The organism is Streptomyces sp. NPDC127108 (genome assembly GCF_042677545.1).
In the GTDB taxonomy this organism is placed as follows: Bacteria; Actinomycetota; Actinomycetes; order Streptomycetales; family Streptomycetaceae; genus Streptomyces.
On record NZ_JBHXTE010000019.1, the window covers coordinates 129,302 to 152,012 of the forward strand.

24 protein-coding genes are annotated in these 22,711 nt (G+C 70.9%); 11 read left to right on the forward strand and 13 right to left on the reverse strand.

All coding sequences use genetic code 11. The features are described 5' to 3' along the window. Nucleotides 1-67 precede the first annotated feature (67 nt). The 3 genes from ACFVHO_RS18050 to ACFVHO_RS18060 all read right to left on the reverse strand — a co-directional run bounded on the left by ACFVHO_RS18050 (nucleotide 68) and on the right by ACFVHO_RS18060 (nucleotide 2,305). A complete protein-coding gene (locus tag ACFVHO_RS18050) occupies nucleotides 68-1,060 on the reverse strand; it encodes an aldo/keto reductase (RefSeq protein ID WP_385715040.1) in 993 nt (330 codons plus the stop codon). A gap of 61 nt (nucleotides 1,061-1,121) precedes the next feature. After that, nucleotides 1,122-1,715 carry a Uma2 family endonuclease gene (locus ACFVHO_RS18055; RefSeq protein WP_385715044.1) on the reverse strand — a complete coding sequence of 198 codons (594 nt, stop codon included), beginning with the start codon at nucleotides 1,713-1,715 and terminating at the stop codon, nucleotides 1,122-1,124. 71 nt (nucleotides 1,716-1,786) lie between these two features. Continuing rightward, complete coding sequence (locus ACFVHO_RS18060) at nucleotides 1,787-2,305, reverse strand: MarR family winged helix-turn-helix transcriptional regulator (protein ID WP_385715047.1); 519 nt, start codon at nucleotides 2,303-2,305, stop codon at nucleotides 1,787-1,789. A 23-nt stretch (nucleotides 2,306-2,328) separates the two neighbouring features. Between ACFVHO_RS18060 and ACFVHO_RS18065 the strand changes: the two genes are divergently transcribed. The 3 genes from ACFVHO_RS18065 (at nucleotide 2,329) to ACFVHO_RS18075 (ending at nucleotide 4,042) form a co-directional block, all read left to right on the forward strand. Beyond that, a complete protein-coding gene (locus tag ACFVHO_RS18065) occupies nucleotides 2,329-2,841 on the forward strand; it encodes a carboxymuconolactone decarboxylase family protein (RefSeq protein WP_385715050.1) in 513 nt (170 codons plus the stop codon). Between the two features lie 101 nt (nucleotides 2,842-2,942). Further along, nucleotides 2,943-3,356, forward strand: a complete 414-nt coding sequence (locus ACFVHO_RS18070) for a VOC family protein (protein ID WP_385715053.1) — start codon at nucleotides 2,943-2,945, stop codon at nucleotides 3,354-3,356. A 236-nt stretch (nucleotides 3,357-3,592) separates the two neighbouring features. Then, entirely contained in the window at nucleotides 3,593-4,042 is a 450-nt protein-coding gene (locus tag ACFVHO_RS18075; protein ID WP_385715156.1) for an iron chaperone, read from the forward strand. Nucleotides 4,043-4,070: 28 nt separating this feature from the next. Here the strand turns inward: ACFVHO_RS18075 and ACFVHO_RS18080 are convergent, their stop codons facing one another. Further along, nucleotides 4,071-5,675 carry a helix-turn-helix domain-containing protein gene (locus ACFVHO_RS18080; RefSeq protein WP_385715159.1) on the reverse strand — a complete coding sequence of 535 codons (1,605 nt, stop codon included), beginning with the start codon at nucleotides 5,673-5,675 and terminating at the stop codon, nucleotides 4,071-4,073. Nucleotides 5,676-5,893: 218 nt separating this feature from the next. On the opposite strand from ACFVHO_RS18080, the gene ACFVHO_RS18085 reads away from it, so the two are divergent. Then, a complete protein-coding gene (locus ACFVHO_RS18085; protein ID WP_385715056.1) occupies nucleotides 5,894-6,517 on the forward strand; it encodes a hypothetical protein in 624 nt (207 codons plus the stop codon). 161 nt (nucleotides 6,518-6,678) lie between these two features. Here ACFVHO_RS18085 and ACFVHO_RS18090 read toward each other — a convergent pair whose 3' ends face one another. The 5 genes from ACFVHO_RS18090 to ACFVHO_RS18110 all read right to left on the reverse strand — a co-directional run bounded on the left by ACFVHO_RS18090 (nucleotide 6,679) and on the right by ACFVHO_RS18110 (nucleotide 13,014). Continuing rightward, nucleotides 6,679-8,973: an FG-GAP repeat domain-containing protein gene (locus ACFVHO_RS18090; RefSeq protein WP_385715059.1), complete on the reverse strand. Its 2,295-nt coding sequence runs from the start codon at nucleotides 8,971-8,973 to the stop codon at nucleotides 6,679-6,681. A gap of 2 nt (nucleotides 8,974-8,975) precedes the next feature. Beyond that, nucleotides 8,976-10,451 (reverse strand): FG-GAP repeat protein, encoded by a 1,476-nt coding sequence (locus tag ACFVHO_RS18095; RefSeq protein ID WP_385715061.1) that lies wholly within the window; start codon nucleotides 10,449-10,451, stop codon nucleotides 8,976-8,978. Between the two features lie 112 nt (nucleotides 10,452-10,563). Beyond that, nucleotides 10,564-11,961, reverse strand: coding sequence for a DUF418 domain-containing protein (locus ACFVHO_RS18100; RefSeq protein WP_385715063.1), 1,398 nt, complete (start codon nucleotides 11,959-11,961; stop codon nucleotides 10,564-10,566). A gap of 46 nt (nucleotides 11,962-12,007) precedes the next feature. After that, nucleotides 12,008-12,202 (reverse strand): DUF397 domain-containing protein, encoded by a 195-nt coding sequence (locus ACFVHO_RS18105; RefSeq protein WP_385715066.1) that lies wholly within the window; start codon nucleotides 12,200-12,202, stop codon nucleotides 12,008-12,010. Further along, nucleotides 12,199-13,014, reverse strand: a complete 816-nt coding sequence (locus ACFVHO_RS18110) for a helix-turn-helix domain-containing protein (protein WP_385715068.1) — start codon at nucleotides 13,012-13,014, stop codon at nucleotides 12,199-12,201. The genes ACFVHO_RS18105 and ACFVHO_RS18110 overlap by 4 nt, the downstream gene beginning before the upstream one ends. An 83-nt stretch (nucleotides 13,015-13,097) precedes the next feature. On the opposite strand from ACFVHO_RS18110, the gene ACFVHO_RS18115 reads away from it, so the two are divergent. Together ACFVHO_RS18115 and ACFVHO_RS18120 are read left to right on the forward strand one after the other, a co-directional pair. Beyond that, nucleotides 13,098-13,517: a hypothetical protein gene (locus tag ACFVHO_RS18115; protein ID WP_385715070.1), complete on the forward strand. Its 420-nt coding sequence runs from the start codon at nucleotides 13,098-13,100 to the stop codon at nucleotides 13,515-13,517. A 107-nt stretch (nucleotides 13,518-13,624) separates the two neighbouring features. Further along, complete coding sequence (locus tag ACFVHO_RS18120) at nucleotides 13,625-14,626, forward strand: hypothetical protein (protein WP_385715073.1); 1,002 nt, start codon at nucleotides 13,625-13,627, stop codon at nucleotides 14,624-14,626. Nucleotides 14,627-14,672: 46 nt separating this feature from the next. Here the strand turns inward: ACFVHO_RS18120 and ACFVHO_RS18125 are convergent, their stop codons facing one another. After that, nucleotides 14,673-16,493 (reverse strand): tetratricopeptide repeat protein, encoded by a 1,821-nt coding sequence (locus ACFVHO_RS18125; RefSeq protein ID WP_385715076.1) that lies wholly within the window; start codon nucleotides 16,491-16,493, stop codon nucleotides 14,673-14,675. A gap of 68 nt (nucleotides 16,494-16,561) precedes the next feature. Continuing rightward, nucleotides 16,562-16,834: a DUF6087 family protein gene (locus tag ACFVHO_RS18130; protein WP_385715078.1), complete on the reverse strand. Its 273-nt coding sequence runs from the start codon at nucleotides 16,832-16,834 to the stop codon at nucleotides 16,562-16,564. A gap of 172 nt (nucleotides 16,835-17,006) precedes the next feature. Here ACFVHO_RS18130 and ACFVHO_RS18135 point away from each other — a divergent pair, with 172 nt between their 5' ends. From ACFVHO_RS18135 to tgmC, 3 genes are read left to right on the forward strand one after another with little or no spacing between them, the layout of a single operon-like run. After that, nucleotides 17,007-17,273 (forward strand): putative ATP-grasp-modified RiPP, encoded by a 267-nt coding sequence (locus tag ACFVHO_RS18135; protein ID WP_385715081.1) that lies wholly within the window; start codon nucleotides 17,007-17,009, stop codon nucleotides 17,271-17,273. Nucleotides 17,274-17,277: 4 nt separating this feature from the next. After that, on the forward strand, nucleotides 17,278-18,255 hold the full coding sequence (gene tgmB / locus ACFVHO_RS18140) for an ATP-grasp ribosomal peptide maturase (protein WP_385715083.1): 978 nt from the start codon (nucleotides 17,278-17,280) through the stop codon (nucleotides 18,253-18,255). Further along, the gene (tgmC, locus tag ACFVHO_RS18145) at nucleotides 18,252-19,451 is read left to right on the forward strand and encodes an ATP-grasp peptide maturase system methyltransferase (protein WP_385715086.1); all 1,200 of its coding nucleotides are present in this window, start codon (nucleotides 18,252-18,254) and stop codon (nucleotides 19,449-19,451) included. Before tgmB ends, tgmC begins: the two co-directional genes overlap by 4 nt. A gap of 140 nt (nucleotides 19,452-19,591) precedes the next feature. On the opposite strand, the gene ACFVHO_RS18150 is transcribed toward tgmC, so the two are convergent. After that, on the reverse strand, nucleotides 19,592-20,431 hold the full coding sequence (locus tag ACFVHO_RS18150; RefSeq protein WP_385715089.1) for an SDR family oxidoreductase: 840 nt from the start codon (nucleotides 20,429-20,431) through the stop codon (nucleotides 19,592-19,594). Between the two features lie 276 nt (nucleotides 20,432-20,707). Between ACFVHO_RS18150 and ACFVHO_RS18155 the strand changes: the two genes are divergently transcribed. After that, nucleotides 20,708-21,373: a TetR/AcrR family transcriptional regulator gene (locus ACFVHO_RS18155; RefSeq protein WP_385715092.1), complete on the forward strand. Its 666-nt coding sequence runs from the start codon at nucleotides 20,708-20,710 to the stop codon at nucleotides 21,371-21,373. Here the strand turns inward: ACFVHO_RS18155 and ACFVHO_RS18160 are convergent. Beyond that, entirely contained in the window at nucleotides 21,342-21,959 is a 618-nt protein-coding gene (locus ACFVHO_RS18160) for a hypothetical protein (RefSeq protein WP_385715095.1), read from the reverse strand. The genes ACFVHO_RS18155 and ACFVHO_RS18160 overlap by 32 nt on opposite strands. Before the next feature lie 255 nt (nucleotides 21,960-22,214). Between ACFVHO_RS18160 and ACFVHO_RS18165 the strand changes: the two genes are divergently transcribed. Then, nucleotides 22,215-22,688, forward strand: coding sequence for a profilin (locus tag ACFVHO_RS18165; protein ID WP_385715097.1), 474 nt, complete (start codon nucleotides 22,215-22,217; stop codon nucleotides 22,686-22,688). The last annotated feature ends 23 nt before the right edge of the window (nucleotides 22,689-22,711 follow it).

Below are 22,711 nucleotides of genomic sequence, written 5' to 3' on the forward strand. Positions count from 1 at the left end.
GCGAGGGCGCGCGTGCGTCCTGCTGTTGTCACCGGGGTGAGGGCCTCTCACCGGGGCGACGATCCCCTTACCAGGCGAAGGCCTCCGGGGACGGGCCCGGGCCCGGGAAGATCTCGTCGAGCGCCAGCAGCACGTCCTTGCTCAGCTTCAGCTCGACGGCCCGCACGGCCGAGTCGAGCTGCTCCGCGGTGCGCGGGCCGACGATCGGTCCGGTGACACCGGGGCGGGTGAGCAGCCAGGCCAGGGCGACCTCGCCGGGGTGCAGGCCGTGCTTGTCGAGCAGGTCCTCGTACGCCTGGACCCGCTCGCGCGTCGCGGGGTCGGCGAGGGCCGACGCGGCCCGGCCCGAGGCGCGCCGTGAGCCCTCGACCTCCTTCTTCAGGACGCCGCCGAGCAGTCCGCCGTGCAGCGGGGACCAGGGGATGACGCCGAGGCCGTAGTCCCGCGCGGCGGGCAGGACCTCCATCTCGGCGCGGCGCTCCGCGAGGTTGTACAGGCACTGCTCGGTGACCAGGCCGTAGCTGCCGCGGCGGGCGGCCAGCTCGTTCGCCTGGGCGATCTTGTAGCCGGGGAAGTTGCTGGAGCCCGCGTACAGGATCTTGCCCTGCTGGACGAGGACGTCGACGGCCTGCCAGATCTCCTCGAACGGGGTGTTCCGGTCGATGTGGTGGAACTGGTAGACGTCGATGTAGTCGGTCTGCAGGCGCCTGAGGGAGGCCTCCACGGAGCGGCGGATGTTGACCGCCGAGAGCTTGTCGTGGTTCGGCCAGGGGGCGACGCCGTCCGGCGTCATGTTGCCGTACACCTTCGTGGCGAGGACGACCTTGTCACGGCGGTCGCCGCCCTGCGCGAACCAGGTGCCGATGATCTCCTCGGTGCGGCCCTTGTTCTCGTGCCAGCCGTAGGTGTTGGCGGTGTCGAAGAAGTTGATGCCCGCGGCGAGCGCGGCATCCATGATCGCGTGACTCTCCGCCTCCCCGGTCTGCGGCCCGAAGTTCATCGTGCCGAGAGTGAGGCGGCTGACCTTGAGTCCGGTGCGGCCGAGCTGTGTGTACTTCATGGGGGTCAAGGCAACGGGGTGGAGTGTGCTCTAGGCAAGGGGTTATGGGGGAGGGGGGTGGTCAGTCGCGGGGGAAGCCGTCCGTTCTCAACAGCATGTCGACGGGCGTGCCGGTCAGGTCGACGTCGTAGCCGAAGGCGAACGTGAGGTCGCTGGCGTAGTTGCCTTCCTTGGGCTGGGTGTAGAGGTGACACTCGCCCTTGTACGGGTCCACGATCAGATATGCAGGGACCTCGGCTTCTGCGTATGTCGCCTTCTTGGGGCCATAGTCGTTCAGTGCGGTGCCCCTGGAGATGACCTCGGCGATGAATTCGACGTCCCTGTAGTCCCAGCCGCGCTTGAGACTCCACTTCGCCCCGTCGCGTAGTTTCGCCACGTCCGGACAGAACGCGTTCTGTTCGCCGGGAAAGTCGATGCGCACATCGGACAAGGTCTGCACATCCATCCCGAACCTGTCTTCCAGTGCTCGGGTGATCCTGCGAATGATGTGCCAGTGAGTGCTCCTTTGCGGCGTCATGAAGACGGCTCCCTCGACGATCTCTACTCGAAAGCCTTCGAGGAAGTGGTCTCGTCCGAACGCCTTGAACAACCGGTCCAAGTCATCCTTGTCGCCGCGCTCTGCCATCTCGATCCTGTCGGTCTCTACGACGGTCATCGTGGCGCTCCTCCCCTGCCGCCTCCTGTCGAGTGCGGCCGCGCAGTACAACGATACGCACGGAGCCAACGTCACGCCCCGCCCAGCCACCCCGCCGCGTCCAGCCGGAACGCCTCCGGGGGGACGACCGTGCGCAGGTCGTCCTCCAGGGCGTGGACGCGGTCCGGGCCGAGCGTCCGCGTCCACTCCGCCCGCAGCTCGTCGAAGACCGCCGCCGAGCGGGCCAGGGCGTCCAGGCCGTGCGGGGTGAGGCGGACCAGTTTGCGGCGGGCGTCGGCCGGGTCGTCGGCGCGCTCGGCGTACCCGAGGGCGACGAGGCGGTCCACGGTCTTGCCCGCGGCCTGCTTGGTGACGCCGAGCCGCCGCCCGATCTCGCTCGCGCTCGCCCCGCCCGCGCCGACGGCCTGCATCGCGAAGCCGTACGCCGGGCGCAGGTCGGGGTGGCCCTGGCGGGCCAGCTCGGCGTGCAGGCGGTCGATGAGGGTGCGGAACCCGGCGAAGAGGAGGAGGGGCAGCTCGTAGCCGGGGCGGTCAGGGGGTGACCCCTTCCCTTTTTCGACAACCTGGTTTACCTTCTTGTCGTCAACCATGTTGTCTATTTTAGGGGGGCGGGATGTTCACCGCACACACCGTGGAGACCGCGCCGGAAGACTCCCGGGCCGCCATGGAGGACGTCGTACGCGCCTTCGGCGTGCTGCCGGACGCCGTCGCCAAGCTCGCCGCCTCGCCCGAACTGCTCACCGGGTTCCTGGAGTTGAGCGAGAAGTTCGAGTGCACGACGCTGGACCCGCTGGCCCGCGAGACCGTCGTCATGACGATCGCCGTGCGCAACGACTGCCATGTGTGCGTGCACCTGCACACCGGCAAGCTGCGCAAGCTCGGCGCCGACGCGGCGCTCGTGGCCGCGCTCCGGGAGGGCGGGGAGCTGCCCGAGGGGCACGAACGCCTCGAAGCGGTACGGCAGTTCACGCTTCGGGTCGTCGAGCGCGCCGGTGGCGTGGACGACGCCGACGTGAAGGCGTTCCTGGCGCACGGCTATACGGAGCGCAACGCCCTTGAGGTCGTCATGGGCATCGGTACGTACACGATGTCGACCCTCGCGAACCGGCTGACGGGCGCCGTCTGAGCCACGGCCCCGCCACGGCCCCGGTGACTGGTGACCGGCGACCGGCAACCGGTCAGGATTCGAGAAGCGCCGGTCACCGGGGCCGCAGTTAAATGACGGACATGGACATCACCATTCACACCACGGCCCTTCCGCACACCGACCCGGACGCCTCCGTCGCCTTCTACCGCGACGCCCTCGGCTTCGAGGTCCGCACGGACGTCGGCCAGGGCACGATGCGCTGGATCACCGTCGGCCCCGCCGGCCAGCCCGACATGTCCATCCTGCTCGCGCCGCCCGCCGCCGACCCCGGGATCACCGAGGACGAGCGTCGCGTCATCGCCGAGATGATGGCCAAGGGCACGTACGGCTGGATCCTGCTTGCCACCCACGACCTCGACGGCACCTTCGCGAAGGTCCAGGCGGCCGACGCCGAGGTCGTCCAGGAGCCCACCGAACAGCCCTACGGCGTGCGCGACTGCGCCTTCCGCGACCCCGCGGGCAACCTCATCCGCATCCAGGAACTCCAGGGCTGAGAGGGGCTGCCCCCATGTGCCGTCCCGAGTGGGCACGCGCGCTGACCGCCGCGTACGTCGCAAGCGAGACCAGCGAGTCCCGTGAGATCAGCGAGATCAGTGACATCAGCGAGATCCGTGAGAGAGGAACCGTCATGGCTGCCGCGAAGAAGACCGCCAAGAGCCCCGCTGTGAGCACCGCCGCCACCGAGAAGATCGGGAAGACCGGGACGACCGAGGCGACCGGGACGACCGAGGTGGCCGAGAAGCACGAGGGGTTCACCGAGGAGGAGCGCGCGGCCATGAAGGAGCGCGCCAAGGAGCTGAAGGCGTCCTCGCGGCGCGGCTCCCGCTCGGCCAAGTCGGCCAAGGCGGACGGTGAGAGCGATGTGCTGGCGAAGATCGCCGAGATGCCGGAGGCGGACCGCGTCCTCGCGGCCCGCGTCCACGAGATCGTCAAGGCGAACGCGCCGGAGCTGACGCCCAAGCTCTGGTACGGGATGCCCGCTTACGCCAGGAACGGCAAGGTCCTGTGCTTCTTCCAGGCCGCGCACAAGTTCAAGTCGCGCTACGCCACGCTGGGCTTCAGCGACGAGGCGACCGGGCTCGACGACGGCACCATGTGGCCGACCGTGTTCGCCTTGACGACGCTGACGGCCGCCGACGAGGCCCGGATCGGGCAGCTCGTCAAGACGGCGGTCAACTGAGGCGGCCCCTCCGCGACGTGCCCCCTCCTCAGCTGATGGCCCCCCACCGGCGCCCCGCGGTGTTGTACATGTACCGGGGCAGGCCCTCGATGGCGCTGGTGCGGAACGGGCGGCCGTCGTCGTCGATGCGCACGGTGCCCTTGCGGCCCTGGGAGGACCAGTCCAGCTCCAGGTACCAGCGGCAGTCGCACGAGCTGGTCGTGGCCGTGACCAGCAACACCTCGGGGTCCTTCGCCGAGACGCGGTAGGGCATGCGCACGGCCGGGATCGGCGTGCCGGAGTCGCTCCCGGGGACCGCGCGGGCGATGGGACGGTCCTTGTCCAGGTCCACGGCGAAGGACCGGGGGGTGACCGCGCCGCCGCATCCCTGGTCCATGGCGTACACGTTGCCCTCGACCGGCGTCGTACGGCCGACCACGCGCACGCGCAGCGCCTCCAGTACGACGGCCGTGTCGCTGCGGCCCTGCACCGACAGTTGGACGAGCGTCTCGCCGCCGTGCACCGCGCCCTGTGTCGCCGCCCAGGGCGCCGCGTCCTGCGGGACGGGGGGAGGGGGGACCTGGCTCGGCGGCTTGGTGACGACGTAGTCGTGATCGCAGCCGAGCATCCAGGCCTGGGAGTTGACGGTCCAGGTGAGCGGCTGTCCGGCAGGCTGTTGGCCGCGGGGCGGGGCGGATGTCGCGCCGGGCGGGCGCGAGGTGCCCGGCTTCTTCTTCGAGTTCTTCGGGGCCTTCGAGTTCTCCGGGTCGCCGGAGTCGGAAGGCCGCTCGGTGGCGGGGGCGGTGCCGCTCGGGCCGGGTGAGGCGCCCCGTCGCTCCGGCGCCGCGGCCTCCGTCGTACCGGCGGCCCGGTCAGGACCGTCGGCGGAAGCCCGCCGCGCGTCCGGCAGTACGGAGAAGGCCCCGAGCGTCGCGAGTACGGCACAGGCTGAGGCCAGCCCGACCACGAGACGTCTGCGGCGGTACCAGGGGCGGCGCGGGGGCGAGGGCGAGGGCGCGCCGGGCGGTTCGGACGGTCCGGGCGTGGGGGCCGTTTCGACGACCGGGCTGCCGGTGGGCTTCGGCTCCGCGTCCGGCGTGGTGACCGGGCCGCCGTCGGCCTTCGGCTCCGCGTCCGGCCTGGTGACCGGGCCGCCTTCGGCCTTCGGCTCCGCGTCCGGCGTGGTGACCGGGGCGCCGTCGGCCTTCGGCTCCGCCTCCGGTTCGGCGGTGCCCTCCACTTCCGTGTCCGCTTCGTCCGCCGCTTCGTTCACGGCTCGTGCCGCCGTGGCGTCGGGCGCGCTCTCCGCCGCTCCCGCCGTACGAGGCCGACGGCGGGCTGCCACGGCCAGGAGCCAACGGCGGTGGAGTTCCAGGCGTTGCTCCGCGGACGCCCCGCACAGGGCCGCGAAGCGTTCCACGGGGGCGAAGTCGAGCGGCACCGCGTCGCCCGCGCAGTAGCGGTGCAGCGTCGAGGTGTTCATGCCCAGGCGGCGGGCCAGCGAGCCGTAGCTCCGGTCCGTGCGCTCCTTCAGCGCCCGCAGCAGCGCCGCGAACTCCGCCACCTTGTCGATGCCGTCGCCGCCGCCGTCGTCGTCCTGTGCCGACACGGGTCCCCCGTCCTCGTACGACCCCCACCCGGCCCGGGACGGCATCCCAGGCACCCATGTACCTGCACGTCAGACGGGCTGGGATGGTTCCACCGTGCCCGATCGGCCGCAGGTTGTTGCGCTCGGCCGCCGTGACCGCTGATGCTCTTGGTGCCGTACCGATCAGGCCCGTACCGATCAGGCCCGTACCGATCAGGCCCGCGCCGACCGGTCGACCTCGTCGCGGCATCCACGTCCACGCACTCACCCTCGGGGGAACACCCATGTCCATGCGCATCCGAACGGGCGCTTGCTCCGCACTCGCCGTCGTCGCCCTCGCGGCGGGCGCGGTCCTCACCGCACCGGCCGCCGGCGCCGCGCCGAAGGCCGCCGCGCCCAAGTTCCTGTCGGCGTCCCAGCTGCCGCCGCACCCGACGTCGTCGTGGACCGCCGGGCCGGTCAAGGACGGGTTCCCGGAGGGGCTCGGCGTCTGCGTGAGCACGGAGGGCGTGCCCTCCTACGACTACCGGCACCGGGAGTTCCGCACCGACCTGGACACCAACGCCGTGCAGTTGACCGTCGTGGCGGACACGGCCGCCCACGCCAAGGCCCTGGCGAAGCACTACGACGACCTGATCCGCACCTGCGCCGACCGCATCGAGCAGGGCTCGCCCGACGTCAAGGCCAAGGGCCGGGACTACGGCAAGCTGCCGGTCGAGGAGGGCGCCCGCGTCCGCGGCCTGCACACCGAGTCGTCCGGGGGCGCCACCGACGTCGCTCTGTTGTCGGTCGGGCGGGACGGCAGGACCGTCACCGTCGTGCAGTGGGGACAGATGGGCGACTTCGGGGACGCGCCCGTGACCGCCTTCAAGAAGACCACGAGCACGGCCGTCAACAAGCTGTACTGACCGGGCGGCCACCGGAAGCAGGGACGGCCACCGGAAGCAGGGACGGCCACCGGAAGCGGGGGCGGCCACCGGAAGCGGCCGGGGCCGTCCTCCCGCCACGGGGGGTGGGAGGACGGCCCCGGCCGCGTCATGCCTCAGGGCGGGGACCGTCACGAAACGGGCTAGCCCAGAGAGGCCCACTGCTTCCAGTACTGCGCCTCGCCGAACGCGACCCGGTTGCCGAACGTCCCGTTCCCCTTGCCCGCGTTGAGCCACAGGCGGCCGCTCGTGTCGCGCGCCAGCAGGTCGTGCTTGCCGTCGCCGTTGACGTCACCTGCGCCGATGACGTCCTTGTACGAGGCGCCCCAGTCCTTGAAGACGCGGACGCGGTCCTTGAGCTTGCCGGTGCGCAGGCCGTCGTAGCGCCACAGCTCGCCGGACTTGTCGCGGGCGAGGACGTCGCCGATGCCGTCGCCGTTGAGGTCGCCCGCGCCGATGACGCGGGTGTAGCCGGTCCAGGCGGAACGGATCTTCACCCGGGGCTTGAAGGCGCCCGCGCCGTCCGTGCCGTCGTGGGCGTACAGGTACACGTCCCCGGTGGCCTTGTCGCGAACCAGCAGGTCCGGGCGGCCGTCGCCGGTCTGGTCGCCGCTCGCGAGGAGCGTGTCGTACTTGCTCCAGTCCCGGGCGAGGCGCTTGTACGGCGAGTCCGGCGTGGGCAGGCCGCCGCACACCGGGGTGTAGAGGCGGGCCTCGCCGTCGGGCAGCCGCACGATCAGGTCGTTGCAGCGGTCCCCGTCGGCGTCGCCGAACGGCACGACGCGCGCCTTGTCGTCCCACGGGGAGGCGTAGAACGTCTCCGTGGGGTTGGTGGTGTCACCCGTGTACAGCTTCATCGAGTCGCTGAGCGACAGGCCCACGACGTCCCCTCGGGAGTCGTCGGCGTAGTCGTGCCACTTCGGCTCGGCGCGGGTGCCCGTGGTCGCCGTGTACGCGGCGCGCTTGCCGTCGGCGGTCTGCTGCGCCCACACCGCGACCGGGCGGCCCTTGTCGTCGACGGCCACGGAGCCCGTGCTCGTGCTGTCCTTCGTCTGCGCGCTGAGCGTGCGCGGCTTGGACAGGTCGCCGTCCTTGACGGTCTGCGCGACGAAGTCCCTGCGGACCGTGCGGCCGAGCTCGAAACGCCGCTGGGTGTACGTGACGACGGCCGTGCCGTCGGCCGTGGCCGCGGCGCCCAGCGAGTCGGCGTCGACGTACGGGGCGAGCTTGCGGGTCGCGCCCCAACTCCCCTTGTCGGCAGGGCGGGTGGCGACGCCCGGGGTGTCCTTGCCGATGAAGCCGACCGCGGTGACGTCGCCGTCGGGGGTGGTGAGCAGTTCGGCGGGCGCGTACGCCCGTGCCCCCACCCCGGTCTGCTCGACCGTGCCCCACTCGGCCGCCCCGGCCGTCTTGCGGGCGTAGTCGCCGCCCGCGAGCAGGTGGAACCCGCCCTTCGGGTGGGCGGCGAACGCGACCTTCTTCGGCTTCTCGCCGAGCTGCGGCAGGTCGCGCGGCGCGCTCCAGGAGGAGCCGTCGGCCGCGGGCTTCTCCAGGAACTTGTAGTGCCACTTGTACGCCGACGGGTCCGGGTCGACGCCGTCGCCGGTGTAGTAGCTGTTGCCGCCCCAGATCACGCCGACGGTGCCCGTGGGGTCGACGGCGACGCGCAGGTCCCACAGGACGTAGTTGTAGACGTTGTCCTCGCGGACGATCGGGTCGGGGAGCTGGTCGAGCGTCTTCGGCGCGGACCACTCGCCGTCCGGGCCGGTGCGGTCGACGACCGTCAGGCGGTGCTCGGCGTCCATCCACGCGACGGCCTGGTGGCCCTTGGCGTTGGTGGCGAACGTGGTCAACTGCGTGCGCGCGTGCGCCCAGTCGCGGGCGAGCGTGCCGGTGGTGACGTCCTCGGCGGGCCCGAAGTCCTTGCCGTCGGCGGCGAGCCGGGACAGCTTCAGGGTGCGGCTGCCGCCCTCGCCCGCGTCGGTCCACGACAGCAGCGAGACCGCGCCGTCGTCGGTGCGCTGGAGCGTGGCGCCGCCCGGCGCGGCGACGGCGGTGCCCCATGTGGTGCTGCCCGCGGGCCGCACCGCGAGGACGGTCTTGCCGTCCTGCGTGAACAGCCCGGCGACCGTGCCGCCCGAGGTCGCCTTCAGGTCGACGACGCCGGTGACACCGGGGAGTTCCTTGGGCGCGGCCCAGGGGCCGGGTCCGGCCGGGACGGCGTTCGCCGACGTGGGCGCGTTCGCTGGCGTGGGCGCCTTGGTGGCGGTGGTGGTGGGTGCGGTGGGCGTGGCCGCCTGGGCGCCCGGTGCGGCGGCGCCCAGGGCGAGGGCGGAGATGAGGGCGCCGCCCAGGAGGGCCGAGGTGGCCGTGCCGCCGACCTTGGTGACGCTGCCGCCCCCGCTGGATCTGTCGCTTCTGCTGGATCTGCTGGTCATGGTCAGCCCGCCATCCGGTAGCCGAAGTTGCCGCCGGTCGCGGGGCCGCCGACCGTGCCGAGGTGGAAGCTGGTGGCGCCCTCGCCGGTGACACCGGTCGCGCCGGTGGCGAGCTTCCAGACGCGGCCCTTGAAGCCGTCCTCGCCGTTGCCGCCGACGTACAGCTCCGTGGCGCCGTCGGTGCCCGAGCCGACCACGGCCACCGAGGCGCCGAAGTGGTCGTCCTTCTCCGAAGTGCTCGGTATGCCACGGGAGTTCTGCGTGAACGACGCGGCGCCCGTCGTGGTGATCCCGTCGGCGCCGCCGCGCAGCACCGTGATGGCGCCCGAGCCCGTGGCGGCGGGGTCGGAGCCGGTCTCGTACGAGGCGCCGATGATCAGGTCTCCGTAGCCGTCGCGGTCGGTGTCGCCGATGGCGAGCGACGAGCCGAACTTGTCGCCCGCCTCCTCGACGCCGGGGACGCCCGCGCTGGCCTGCGTGTACTCGCGGGACTTCAGGGTGGTGCTGACGCCGTCCTTGCCGCCGTACGTCACATAGACCTTGTTCTGGCCGGCGTAGCCGGTGACCAGGTCCTGGTAGCCGTCCTTGTTCAGGTCGCCGAACGCGGAGGGCATGGAGTCCTCGCGCCGGTACGGGCCGCCGAACTCGCTGCCCTTGACCCAGCCGTCGGCGGAGCCCTTCAGTACGAACCCGCCCGGTTTGCCGCTGCCGAGGACGACGCCGCCGCTGGCCACGACGTCGTCGATGCCGTCGCCCGTGAGGTCGCCCACGTACACCGTGCCGATGACGAGCTTGTCCTCCTTGTCCACGGCGCGGTGCCACACCCCGGCGGGCTTGCCCGTGGTGCGGTTCAGCGGGCCGAGCAGGGCCGTGACGCCGTAGGAACGGCCGTCGGCCGCGCGGCTCACGAAGTCGTCGACGCCGTCGCCGTTGACGTCACCCACGCCCATGCCGCCGCCGAGCAGCTTCGGCGAGGCCGAGGTGTAGTTGCCGGGCGGCAGTTCGGTGCCCTCGCCGGTGATGCCGTCCTTGCTCCCCCACAGCACCATGTTCTTCTGGAGCCAGTGCACGACCAGGTCGTCGTACCCGTCGCCGTCCAGGTCGCCCGCGGCGCTGACCTCGCGCCACTTCGCGTCCGCGACCGGCTCGCCCGGGACGCCCGGCGTGGCCTGGCTGAGAATGCCCGCCGTCTCGTACTTCAGGCCCGTCGCCGAGCCGTACGCCACGGTGACGACGCCCGCGCGCTTGATGTCGCCGACGGTGGCGGTGTGGGCGCCGATGGCGAGGTCCTGGTAACCGTCGCCGTTGAAGTCGGCCTTGTCGCCCCCCTGCGTGGCCTGCCGCTCCGGCTTGGCCTGCTGGCTCTGCTTCTTCTGTACGTCTGCCGTCGGTGCGGCCGGGGCGGCGGATGCCAGTCCTGTCGTTCCGACGAGGGCGGCCGCGCAGACGGCGGCCGCGGTGAGCGCTCTGCGGCGCATGTGGTCCCCCCACTTCCCATGGCGGACCGGGCGAACCGGAGGTCCGGTTGCCCGGAATAGCCGCCAAAAGATCAAATCCAGCCAGATGATAAGCGGAGATGGGCGGGAACGCTCACGTCCGTTTCCCGTACATCAGGCGCCGCAGCAGGGTCTCCGCGGGGCCGCGCTTCCCCCGTATCTCCAGGGCGTACGCCCCCGCGACCGTCACCAGCCACACCCCGAAGGCGAAGAGCGCCATGGTCGCGCTGGTCAGGTGCTCGCCGAGGCCGAGGCCCCAGGCGGCGAGGATCGGGGCGAAGAGGAGGGAGTGGGTGAGGTAGCAGGAGAGGGAGCGCTTGCCGACGGCGGAGATCGCTGTGATGGCGGTGGCGACCGGGGTGGAGGTGACCGTCGCAGCCGTGGCCGTCGCCTTCGTGTCCGCCGCAGCCGCTGTGTCCGCCGCAGCCGTCGCCGCCGCTGTCGCCGGGCCCGGCTTCGCTCCCCGCTGCCGCTCCTGCCGCCGCGTCCACCAGTGCACGAACAGGGCCACCACCGCCACATAGCCCAGACCGGCCGCGCTGCCCGTGACGTCCCGCAGCGCCGTCAGCGCGCCCGTCTCGCTCTCCGCGTCCGGCGGTACGTCCAGCGCGCCCACGTGCGCCAGGGCCGAGGGAAGTCCACCCAGCCAGCCGACCGCGATCCCGATCACCGCCGTGCCCCGCAGCAGCTTCAGGTGCTTGCCTGGCTCCTCCAGGATCCGGCGCCGAGCCGCCCAGAAGCCCACCAGGAAGATGAAGCCACCGCCGGTCACGAACACGAGTGGTGCGGCCAGGCCCACCAGGTAGAAGGCGGTCGTCATGCGCGTGCCCGCCGCCGCGAGCCAGCTCTCCTCGCCCGCCCCGTACGCCTCGCTGCCCGCGTCGGCCCCCGCGTCCCCCAGCGAGCCCAATTCGCCCTGGAACGCCGCCGTCACGACCGGCTGCAGCGCCGCCGCGACGGTCACCGTCACGGATAGCCAGATCCACCACTTCAGCGCCCGGTCCCCGCGCCGCAGGAACACCCAGCCGAGGCCCAGGCTCAGCAGCCCGTAGAACCCGACGATGTCGCCCGCCATCAGCAAGCCCGCGTGCGTCAGCCCTATGACCATCATCCACAGGCTCCGCTTGCGCAGCAGCGCGGCCGCCTTCCGCTCCGACGTGCCGCTCGCCGTCTGGCGCAGATACAGCTGCATCATTCCGTACCCGAACAGGAACGCGAACAGCGGATAGATCCGGAGGTCCAGGCCCACGATCATCGCGAACTGCACCGTGTGGTCCAGCCAGCCGCCGTTCACCGGCTGCCACCCGGACGGCCCGTGCTCCGCGTTCCACAGGTGGAACGCCGTGTTCGACATCGCGATGAACAACAGCATCAGGCCCCGGGCCAGGTCTGGTGCCAGGGCTCGCTCGGTTGCGCGGACCCCTGTCGGGCGGGGGGCCACGGGACGGGTCGCCTCGTCGGCGGCGGTCTCGGCAGCGGTGTCGGACGTCATGCTTCGACGCTATGGCTGGCCCCTGGGCCTGGCGTCAGCCGATCGGCTATGTACGGGTACCCAAAGGTGAGTGTGCGGTGAGGAAGGCGGTCCAGGTGGCGGGGTGGAGGTGGAGGATCGGACCGGTTGGGTTCTTGGAGTCGCGTATGTGGATCGTGGCAATTGCTCTGGCCACCTCCACGCACTCGCCGCCCTGTTCGCTGCTGTAGGTGCTCCTGAACCACTGCAGGTCAGCGCTCATAGCTCGCGTGCCACCTGTTCGATGTGATCTGCGGACTCGTCAGGCGTCATAGCCTGAGCCCGCAGAATCCCATATTTGCCGAACAGGTGACTCACGTCTGGTTGTTCGGCCACGAAGAAGCCGTGGCCCTGTCCTTCCAGGTAGGCGAGTTGGCGGTGCTCGATGGTCTCCAGCAGAATCATGGGACCGCTCAACCCTGCATGGGTCTGGCGAGCGTGCGGCATCACCTGCAACTCGACGTTGCACAAGCGGCTGACGTCAAGCATGTGGTGCAGCTGCTCCTTGAGCGCCTTGGGGCCGCCGAGCGGTCGGGAGAGCGTGGCCTCTTCCAGTACGAAACTCACGACCGGCGCGGGCTTGCGTCGTAAGACTCGCTGGCGCTCCAACCGGGCAGCCAAGCGCGCTTCCACCTGCTCGTCCTCCCTCGGCGGGCAGCACTGACAGTTGAAGATCGCCCTTGCGTATACCTCGCTCTGGAGCAGCCCTGGAATTACGTGGGTCGCGTACATGTGGATCGCCGTGGCTTGAGACTCCTCGGCCGCGTACTCCTCGAACCATGAGGGGAACCGTTCGACCTTCAGCTCCTTGGCGGCAGCCAAAAGTGCACCTTGTGCACCCAGGACATCGTCCGCGATCTCCACGAACTGTCCCTTCGGCGGCCGCTCTCCCCGCTCCACCATGGCCACTTGCGACTTGGAGTACTTCACGTACGCCCCGAGGCCGTCCTGGGTCATCCCGGCCCGCTCCCGGAAGAAGCGCAGCAACGCGCCGAACATCTTGAGGTTCCCCGAACCTCGTTCACCGGAGTGCACAGCGACCTCCTCGGGTGCACAGCAGAGCACAGCCTCTACCAGGCCCTGGTCACAGTATGTGAGCAGCCGTAAGCATTTGCTCCATGAACCTGGAAAATCCCCCCACCCTCGTCCACCCCTGGATCCCGGCCCACGGCCACGCCCTGCGCCACACCGGAATCCACTTCGACGCGATCCGGATCCCCGGCGCGCTGGGCGACCAAGTCGCGTACGAATTGATCCAGTTCACCGACTTCAAGGCGGGCCCGATCATCCGCGAGGCGGCGGGCGCCCGGAACATGTACTTCGTGCTGCGCGCGGGCACGGCGGCGCTGCACGTCTGGCGCGGTGGGGCCCGGGTCCTTGGCCGCGACGGCCGGGGCGTCGCCTTCGTCGGCGTACCCGCCCTGGACGGCAACACCTGGCCACTTGACTGGCGCTCGCTGCCGACGTGGGAAGCGCCGTTCGTGGAGGGGGAGTTGCTGCAACAAATGGTGGAGCGGGTGTTGGCTACGGTACGGTGACCGCGTCATCACGCTCTGTGCAGTAGCGCGCATGGAGCGGTCCTCGGAGGTGCTAGCAACACCACCCGAGGACCTTCACCACCGACTGGATCATGGAGTCCATCGGGATGCTCAGGCATGCTATCGCGCCCTCGCGGCGCTACACGAAGGCTTCGCACGACGTCGTACGGCATCCGTACCTGAACAGCGACGCGAAGATCCTGCTCCTGTACGTGCAGGGGCTCCCGGACGCGGACGCGTCGGCCAGGTCGCTGAGCGAGCACGCGGCTCGCCTCGGGATCACGGGACGGGCCTACCAGCGGGCCAAGCAACTCCTCGCCGACGGCGGCTATTTGCACGAGTGGCGTTGGCAGGGGGAGCGGGGGCGCTGGATCACGGACCAGTTGCTGGCGAACGTCACTCTCACGCGTGAGGGGGCGGGGGTGGTTCGGGAGGGGGGTTGCCCGGAGCAGCCGGAGCAGCCGGAGCCGTTGGCGTCGCCCGTGCCGTCCGTGCCTCCGAGTACGCAGCGACGGACGGTCGGTCGGCCGAGGGGTCGGGAAGTCGGTGGCTCTTACCCGGACAAGAACGTGGGGGAAGATCCTTCCCACCTCCCACCCGAAGGGGAGCCGACCGCTGAGCCGGACGGGTCGTCGCCGTCGTCCGAGCCGGAAGTCGCGGAGGCGGAGCGGGTGTTGCTGTCGCTGCGGCACGCCAGTCGGGAGCTGCTGTTGGGGGTGCGGGAGGCCCGGGGCCTCGCGGACGCGGCGGCGGAGTGGCTACGGAGGGGTGTTTCGGCGGCGGAGTTGCGGGTGGTGCTGACGGCCGGGTTACCCGTGGAGGGCGTGCGGTCGGCTGTCGGCTTCGTACGGCATCGGCTGGAGCGGAAGCTTCCGGCTGTGGCGGAGATGGCGCCCCGAGCTGGGGTTGGGGTGCTCGTGACGTGCGAGGGCCCCGGGGACGAGCACGTGTTCCGGCGGGTGGGCGAGGAACGGGAATGCGGGCGCTGCCGGGTGGAGCGGGCTGAGGCGGACGCGGGCGTCACCGGGCAGGTGTGGGCTGCGCACGGGGTGTCGTGGAGGGAGCGGGTCGCGGGGGTGGCCTTGGGGGTCGTCGGGGAAGTGGAGTGAGGGGAGAGCCGGTGAGGGGTGATGCTCCCCGACTGGGCACAAGCCGTTACTCCGGGGGGTTTTCGGGGCTGGCTTCGCGGCGGATGGCTTCGGCTTCTTGGGGGCGGCCGGTCTGGGTCAGGAGTACGGCGAGGTTGTTCGTGGCGTGGTGGTGGCCCAGGCCGTGGGCCTGGCGGAAGAGGACTTCGGCTTCCTCGGTACGCCCGGACTTGGCCAGCAGTGTGGCGAGGTTGTTCGCGGCGGTGAGGAAGCCGTTGCCGTGGGCGTGGCGGTAGAAGCTCTCCGCCTCTTCGAGGCGACCGGTCTCGGCCAGCAAGATGGCGAGGTTGTACGTGGCGGAGAGGAGGCCTCTGTCGTGGGCGTGGCGGTAGAGGGTTTCGGCTTCGTCGGCGCGGCCGGACCGGTGCAGCAGTGTGGCGAGATTGTTCGTGGCGATGAGATTGCCTTTGCCGTGGGCGTGGCGGTAGAGGGTTTCGGCTTCGTCGGTGCGGCCGGTCCTTTTCAGGAGTACGGCGAGGTTGTTCGTGGCGCTGCGGTGGCCCAGACCGTGGGCTTGGCGGTAGAGGGCTTCGGCTTCCTCGGTGCGGCCGGACTTGCCCAGCAGGACCCCGAGGTTGTACATGGCTCGCCTGTCGCCCTTGTCGGCCAGCGGCCGTACGCCTTCCTCCGCGACGTGGAGCGCGCCGCCCCGGTACGCGCTCGTCGCGACAGTGGCGCGCTCGTCATCGTTGGCCGCCTGCGCCAGCGCCGTCTCCCGTACCCAGTCCGGCACCTCCGACTCCGCCCCGTCCACGAGATAGTCGAACGCCGACCACCACCCCTCACCCACCGGCACCAGCGGACTCGTCACCCCCAGCCGCACCCGCGAAGCCCACGCGAACGCCTCTTCAAGCCCCTCCGGCCGTAGCACCGAACCGCCCGCGTCCGCCAGGCACCGCTCGTGCACCTCCACCAGCAGTCCTCGCGAGTACGGCCCCCTCAACCCGGACCTGTACAGATCAACGGCCGCCGTCACGAGCGCCGCCCCACGCGCGTGGCCGCACGCCCGTCGTGCACGCTGCCACTCCCGCAACAGCACCGGCCCGGCGGCCATGTACTCGGCGATCCCGTAAATCCCGTGGTGCATAACAGCATCTGCGATCCGTGAGTCGTCGCAGTCCTCGGCACGGGACAGCTCACCCTCACTCCACAGCCGGTCCAGATCCACGACCTCCGCCATCCGCAACACGCGCGCCCCGAGCCCGGTCCAACTCTGCGCGGCTCCCTCAGCATCGGCGCCGTCGTCGCCGACCGCACTGAACGTCTCGTACGGCTTCAACCGCATCGTCGCCACGACCGGCACCCGTAGCCGCACGAACTCCGCAAGCACCTCCGGCTCAAGCCCCTCCGGCCCGAGGTACTGCTCCAGGTCGTCCAGCCACACCACACACCGCAGGTGCGGGCAGCCCTCCAGCACCTCCGGAGCAGGCCGCAGCTTCGCCCCCGCCGGGGGCGCCAACACCCGATACTCCGGCAGGAGTTCCCGAACCGCCTCGAACGCCGCCCGCGTCTTCCCGGCCGTGGAGTCGCCCACGACCAGCACGAGGCCGCCCTCCTCGGCCGCCTCCCGGACCCGCTCCCGCAACTCCCCGTCGACGTCCCGCGCGACGTACGGCGGCAACTTGCTGCCGTCCTCCCCGGGCCGCGCCCGATGCGCCCCAGCGGTCAGGGCATCCCAGTCCCCGGCGACCGGCCAGCGGTCGGGGTCCTGCAAGTACCGCTGCCGCGACGCCCCCGCCCGTTCCCCGCCGAACGTGACGGATCCGATCGACTGCGCCTGGATGACGTCGCGCTGCTCGCCGCCGGAGATGTGGTTGTCGCCCGTCATGCCTGCCTACGGTAGTCCTGGGCACAGTCCGAAACGCCTTGTTCCGCAGGGAGATCGAGGTCGGCGGCTCAACTCTGGAGTCCGTTCACCCACTCCTGTGCTGCCGCGAGGTCCGGGGCGGTGCCGACGACTTGATAGGTGAAGTCGTCCCACTCCTCCAGGACGCGTGGTTCCTGGGGCCGGAGATGACCGGCACCGCCGTGCGCGGGCCGGTGGCGCCGGTAGATGTCCATCGGTGGACGGCGCCGCTTGTCGTACGGCGCCAGCGGGTTGTCGGCGTCGGCGCGCGGGATGGCGCGCGACGGCTGGTTCGGCGGTCCGGGTCGACGGTGCTTGCCCATGAGCCCGATGCTCTCAGGCCGCGATCGTCGTCGGGCGCACGGCCGCGAATTCCTGAGCGCCTGGTGGTTCGCGACCTCTGCGGTACTGATCAGGGCATCTGGCGGGCACCGATTCTGCTAGAAGCGGCGGCTGACCGACTGGCCGCTTTCGGTACCGGGGAAGGGATCTCGTATGGCGACGCTTGGACCCGACGCTCCGTGGGTGATGCGGCTGGTCACCGACCGGCTCCCGGTCGGACCGCCACCGTACGCGGCGGTGACGCTCGACCCGCTCTCGCAGACCGCCCGCTACACCGACACCGCAGGCCGCGTCGTAGAGATGGGCAAGCACGGCACGTCGAAGACGACCGGCACCGCGTCTATGTCCGGAGGCGGCGACGGCCAGAACCCGCAACCGCAGACCCAGGACGACAACACCACCGACTACGAGTCGGACTGAGCCGATGGCCTCCACCGTCCTGGTCGTCACAGCGCTGGAAGACGTCACCGCGGACAAGGTCATCGCCGCGCTGAACGAGCGCGAGGTGCCCGTCGTCCGGGTCGACCCCGCTGATATCGGGCCCACCCTGTCCTTCGGGTTCGACATAGGGGCGAACAGCCCCGTCTGGAGCGGGCGACTGCGTACGGCGAGCCGGGAGGTGGAGCTGGGGGAGGTGGCGGCGGTCTACTGGCGTCGACCCACCCCCTACGCCGCCCGGTACGGGCATCTTCCGGGCCAGCAGCGGGACTTCTGCGTCGCCGAGGCGAGGCACGGACTCGGTGGCATCCTGAACAATCTGCACGGCGCGCTGTACGTAAACCATCCCGCCGCTGTGACCCGCGCGGACTTCAAGCCCGCCCAGCTGGCCAGGTTCACCGCACTCGGCCTCACGATCCCGCCGACGCTGGTCACCAACGACGTCGAGCAGGTACGGAAGTTCGCCACCGAACACGAGCACGTCATCTACAAGCCCTTCCGTGGCCTGCCGCCCGGCGAGGACGGCCATGCGGGGGCCATCTGGGCCCAGCGTGTGCACCCGGACACCTTCGACGACGCCCTCGCGGTGACCGCACACCTGTTTCAGGCCGAGATCCCCAAGACCGGCGACGTACGGGTCACCGTGGTCGGCGTCCGAGTGTTCGCCCAGCGGATTGCCGCCCCGGACGCTGCCCTGGACTGGCGCCGTGGCGACTGGGACCGGTTGATCCACGCCCCCATCGCCGTCCCGGCCTCGATCGAGGTCGCACTGCACCGCTACCTGGCCGCCTTCGGTCTGGTCTTCGGCTGCTTCGATTTCGCGCTGACCGGTGACGGGGACGACCCGGGGCACTGGACGGCGATCGAGTGCAATCCGAACGGCCAGTGGGGTTGGCTCCCGGACGCCCCGACCATCACCGAGGCGTTCGCCGACATCCTTGACCGGAAGGAGGAAGTGACATGAGGATGCCCGCTGACGGTGAGCCCGAAGCCGTACGCCTGCGTGAGACGATGGCGCAGGCCCTCGTCGAGGACGGCACGCTCGCTGATCCGACCTGGCGCCAAGCGGTGGAGACCGTGCCCAGGCACCGATTCGTGCCCGGCTTCTACCTGCCCGCCGACGCACGCGACGGGCAGGGCCTGACCGTCTGGGAGCCGGTCACTGCCGAACTCGACCACGGCCGGTGGCTGGCCGCGGCGTACTCCGACACCACGCTCATCACGCAGTTCGACGGTGAGGAAACCGACTGGAAGGCTCCTGCCGTACGGCACGGTGGGGCGCCCACCTCCTCCTCCACGCTGCCTTCGCTCGTCGTGCGCATGTGGGCGGATGCCGAGGTCGCCGAGGGACACACGGTGCTGGAGATCGGCACCGGGACCGGCTACTCGACCGCGCTCGTCTGCGAACGGCTCGGCTCCGCCGACGTCACGTCGATCGAGGTCGACGGCCGTCGGCTGGAGCAGGCAGCGAGCGCGCTGTACGAGTGCGGCTACACGCCGACCCTGGCAGTGGCGGACGGCCTGTACGGCTACTGGCCCGAAGCGTCGTTCGACCGGATCGTGGCCGCCTGCTCGTTCCGCGCGGTCCCGCCCGCCCTACTTGCGCAAGTACGTCCGGGCGGGAAGATCCTGCTCACCCTGTCGGGCTGGCTCTATGGTTACGCCCGCGTCCTGCTGACGGTGGCCGAGGACGGCACCGCCGAGGGGCAGCTGCTCGGTGGCACGGTGTCGTTCATGTCGGCGCGTACGCACGCGGCGCCCGTGTTCGGCAACCCCGCCCACTGGGCTGCCGGCCTGCCGGACAAGCCGCGGAACACCGCGCACAGCCCGGAGCGGATCAGCGCCGCGACCGAGGAGGCATTCCACCTTCGATTCCTCGCCCAGAGCGCGGTGCCCGACGCGCAGATGACGACCGTGGGTGAGGTTGTCCATCTGGTCGACGTCGTCACCGGCTCAGCCGCCACCCTCACCTCCGGTGACAGTGGATGGGCCGTGCGCGAGGGCGGCCCAGTGAGGCTGTGGGAACGGATCGAGCGCGTCCTCGACGCCTACGACGTAGCAGACCGGCCGGGACCGGAGGCATTCACGCTGCATGTCCACGACGGCAGGCAGCAGCTGCGGCACCCGCAGATGCCCGGCCTGGCACTGTCCAGGCCCTGACGGCCCGCACGCTCCAGGCATCCGGACCAGGAGAGTGTGGATCCGTTCGTGTGCCTGGTGTGCCTGGTGTGCCTGGTGTGACCAACCAGCCTGTTCCGCATGGAGGTTGCGGTGGTCGGCCCGACCCGTCTCAACCAGGCTCAACCGGCCGTGAACTCGGCGACATGGTCGGCGACCCACGTCGCGAACGGACGTGCCGGGTGACCCGTCAGCTCCTCGACCGCGTGCGTCAGCGCGACCGGCTTGCCGTCGTTGGACTCCCACCAGTTCAGGAGCGCGTCGGCGTACTTGGCGGGGATGTAGTCCGCCATCTCCTCCTTCCACTGCTCGCGCGTGACCCGCTCGACCGAGGCCGGGCGGCCCGTGACCTCGGCGAGCTGGTCGATCTGCTCGGTGAACGACAGCGACTCCGGGCCACTCAGGGTGAACGTGCCGCCGTGGTGCCGGAGTTCCCGGATGACGGCTCGGGCCGCTTCCGCCACGTCCAGCTCGTGGATCGGGTCGGTGTGCGCGTCCGGGAACGGCAGGTTCACCGGGCGGCCGGCCTTGATGGGCCACGCCCAGGCGGAGGCGTTCGACGCGAAGGAGCCGGGGCGGAGGATCGTCGTGGTGATCGGGGACGCCAACAGGGCGTTCTCCACGGTCAGGTGGGACGCGGCGAGCGGGTCGTCCTCGGGGGCCGGGCCCAGCACGCTCGATGAGGACAGGAGCACGATGTGCTCGACTCCGGCCTGGTCGGCGTGGGCTATGAAGTCGGTGACGCGGTCGGGGGAAGCGTAGAGGAAGACGGTCTTCACGCCGGTCAGGGCGGTGGGGAAGTCCGTCGGGTCGGTGAGGTCCAGGCGGGTCGTGGGGACGTCGGACGGCGGGGCGAGGTCGTCGGGGTGGGCCGAGCCGAGGCGGAGGGGGAGGCCGTCGGCGTGGAGGAGGGCGGTGAGGCGGGTGGCCACGGCGCCGCGGGCGCCGGTGATGAGGATCATGAGGGATCGGGTCCTTCGGGGTGGTGAGGGCCAGGTGGGGCCGGGCAGGCCGGGCCTGGGTAGGCCGAGCGGGCCGGGCAGGCGAGTCGGACGGGCCGGGTGAGTCGGGCGGGCCATGAGGGCCGTGAGGCCAACGAGTGCCGTCGTCGTACCGCCGTCAGGGAAAACCGCTGACGACCGGCGTTCGTCACGAACGGCGTTCGTTTCGATACGTCCAAGCTAGGTAACGAACGCTGTTCGTGTCAAACGGCGTTCGCCCGCGGCTACGCTTCCCCCATGACCACGCCGCCGACCAGCCGCCGCGCGCGCCCCGCCAAGGCGCCCCTGAGTCGCGACGTCATCGTGCGGACCGGCCTGGAGATCCTGGACCGCGACGGCCTGGACGCCCTGACGATGCGCCGCGTGGCCAAGGAACTCGACACTGGCCCGGCCTCGCTCTACGTCTACGTAGCCAATCGCGACGACCTCATGACGGCCATGCTGGACGCGGCCCTCGCGCAGGTCCCTGTCGCCGCGGAGGGCACCTGGCAGGAGCGGCTCCGGGCGCTGATGGCCGCCGCTACGGAGGCGATGAGCCGCCACGAGGGCCTGGCGGCCGTGGCCCTCGGGGTGATCCCCACCGGCGACAACGCGCTGCTCGTCCTGGACCGCATGCTCGCGCTGCTCAAGGAGGGCGGCCTCGACGACACCACGGCCGGGTGGGCCGTCGACCTGCTTTTCCTCCACGTCGCCGCGGCGGCGGCAGAGCGGAGCGTGCACAACACCAAGGACATCGGGAAGGTCGACGCCATCACCGCGGCGGACCGCCGCTACGCGTCCCTGCCCGCCGACAAGTACCCCATGATCACCGCACTCCGCGCGTCCCTGTTCGCCCACGGCGACCGCAACACGTGGCACCTGAACGTCCTGATCAACGGCATCCTTCACACGCCCGCGCGCTGAGGCGCGCGCCTTCGCGCTCCCCGGCGGGGGTGGCGCCGGGGCGACGGCGGCGGTAGTACGCGACGGCGAGGGCGATGATGGCGGGCCCCCACACGGCGGTCGGCGACACGCACACCGTGGCGAGCGCGTGCCAGGCGCTGTTGGAGTACTCGACGGTTTCGGTGACACCGAACAGCGTGAGCCTGCGGCGCCCGCCGATCGGCACGCTGGTGAACAGCACGGTGAGGATCAGACCGCCGACGACGGCGGGGACGACGGCAGCCAGGGGCCGCACGCGCCTCCCGCCGATGACCGGGATCCAGGCGGGCGCCACCTCTCCCCACCCCCGCACGAGCCCGATGGCCAGGATCGCGACCACCTCGGTGAGCACGCTGAGCGCCAACACGTACGGGACGCTCACCCAGTAAGACGGCATGCCCAGCTCCTGCACCTGCCCCATCTCGAAGTGCAGCGCGAACGGCAGCCGCCACAGACACGACGGCAGCAGGATCAGCGGAAGCGCGTACGCGAGCCGTGTCGCCCAGCGCGGAACCGGCCGCTCGGTGTCGGGGGCCGGCGGGGGCGTGTGAAAGATCTTCGGGGCCATGGGTTCAGCTTCGGGGGGTGGGCGGGGCGAGGGATCGCCCGCGAGGCCGGAAGTCCTCCGCCGCGCGGGGGAGGGGTCCTCATCGGGGCCGCGTCGGCGAAGCCCGCAGGAGTGGCCCATCGGTCTGCGCCAGAACCGGCCGCCGTGGCCGGGATCTCCATATCGGAACTCGGCCCGCGGACACTACGTTTCCCAGGAGAGATCCTCTCGGGGGACGCCGTCAGAAGCAGTGGAACGGTCGGCTAGGAGGCACCTGTGCGTGAGCGTTGGCAGAAATACCTGGGGCAGGGCGACGACTTCGGGGATCAGTACCAGCGGCCCGGCGGGCAGTGGTCGACCAAGCCCGGGGACGAGTGGCAGCAGTACATGGACTACTACCTGATGGGCAGCGGCGCCTTCTCCAGCGGCGTCATCCTCGACTTCGAGGGCAGGACCCTCGCCACCTCCTACGACATCCAGGTCACCGAGAAGGAGGGCTATCTCCTCGGCGCCCTCGTCGACGAACCGGAGAACCTCGGCTCCCGGTCCGTGCGGATCGGCGGCCACGAATACGCCAACCTCGGACACGAAGTCCGTACGCTCTACGGCTCGAACGGCTTCAACGGCTTCCTCGCCGCCAAGTCCAAGACCGCCCTCGTCGCCTGTCTGTACGTGGAGGGGCAGCCCCGTAGCGACGCCTCCAACGTCCTTGAGAAATTCGTGGACTTCCTGGTGAAGAAGGGGCTTTAGGGCCGCAGGTCCGCAGGGCCTTA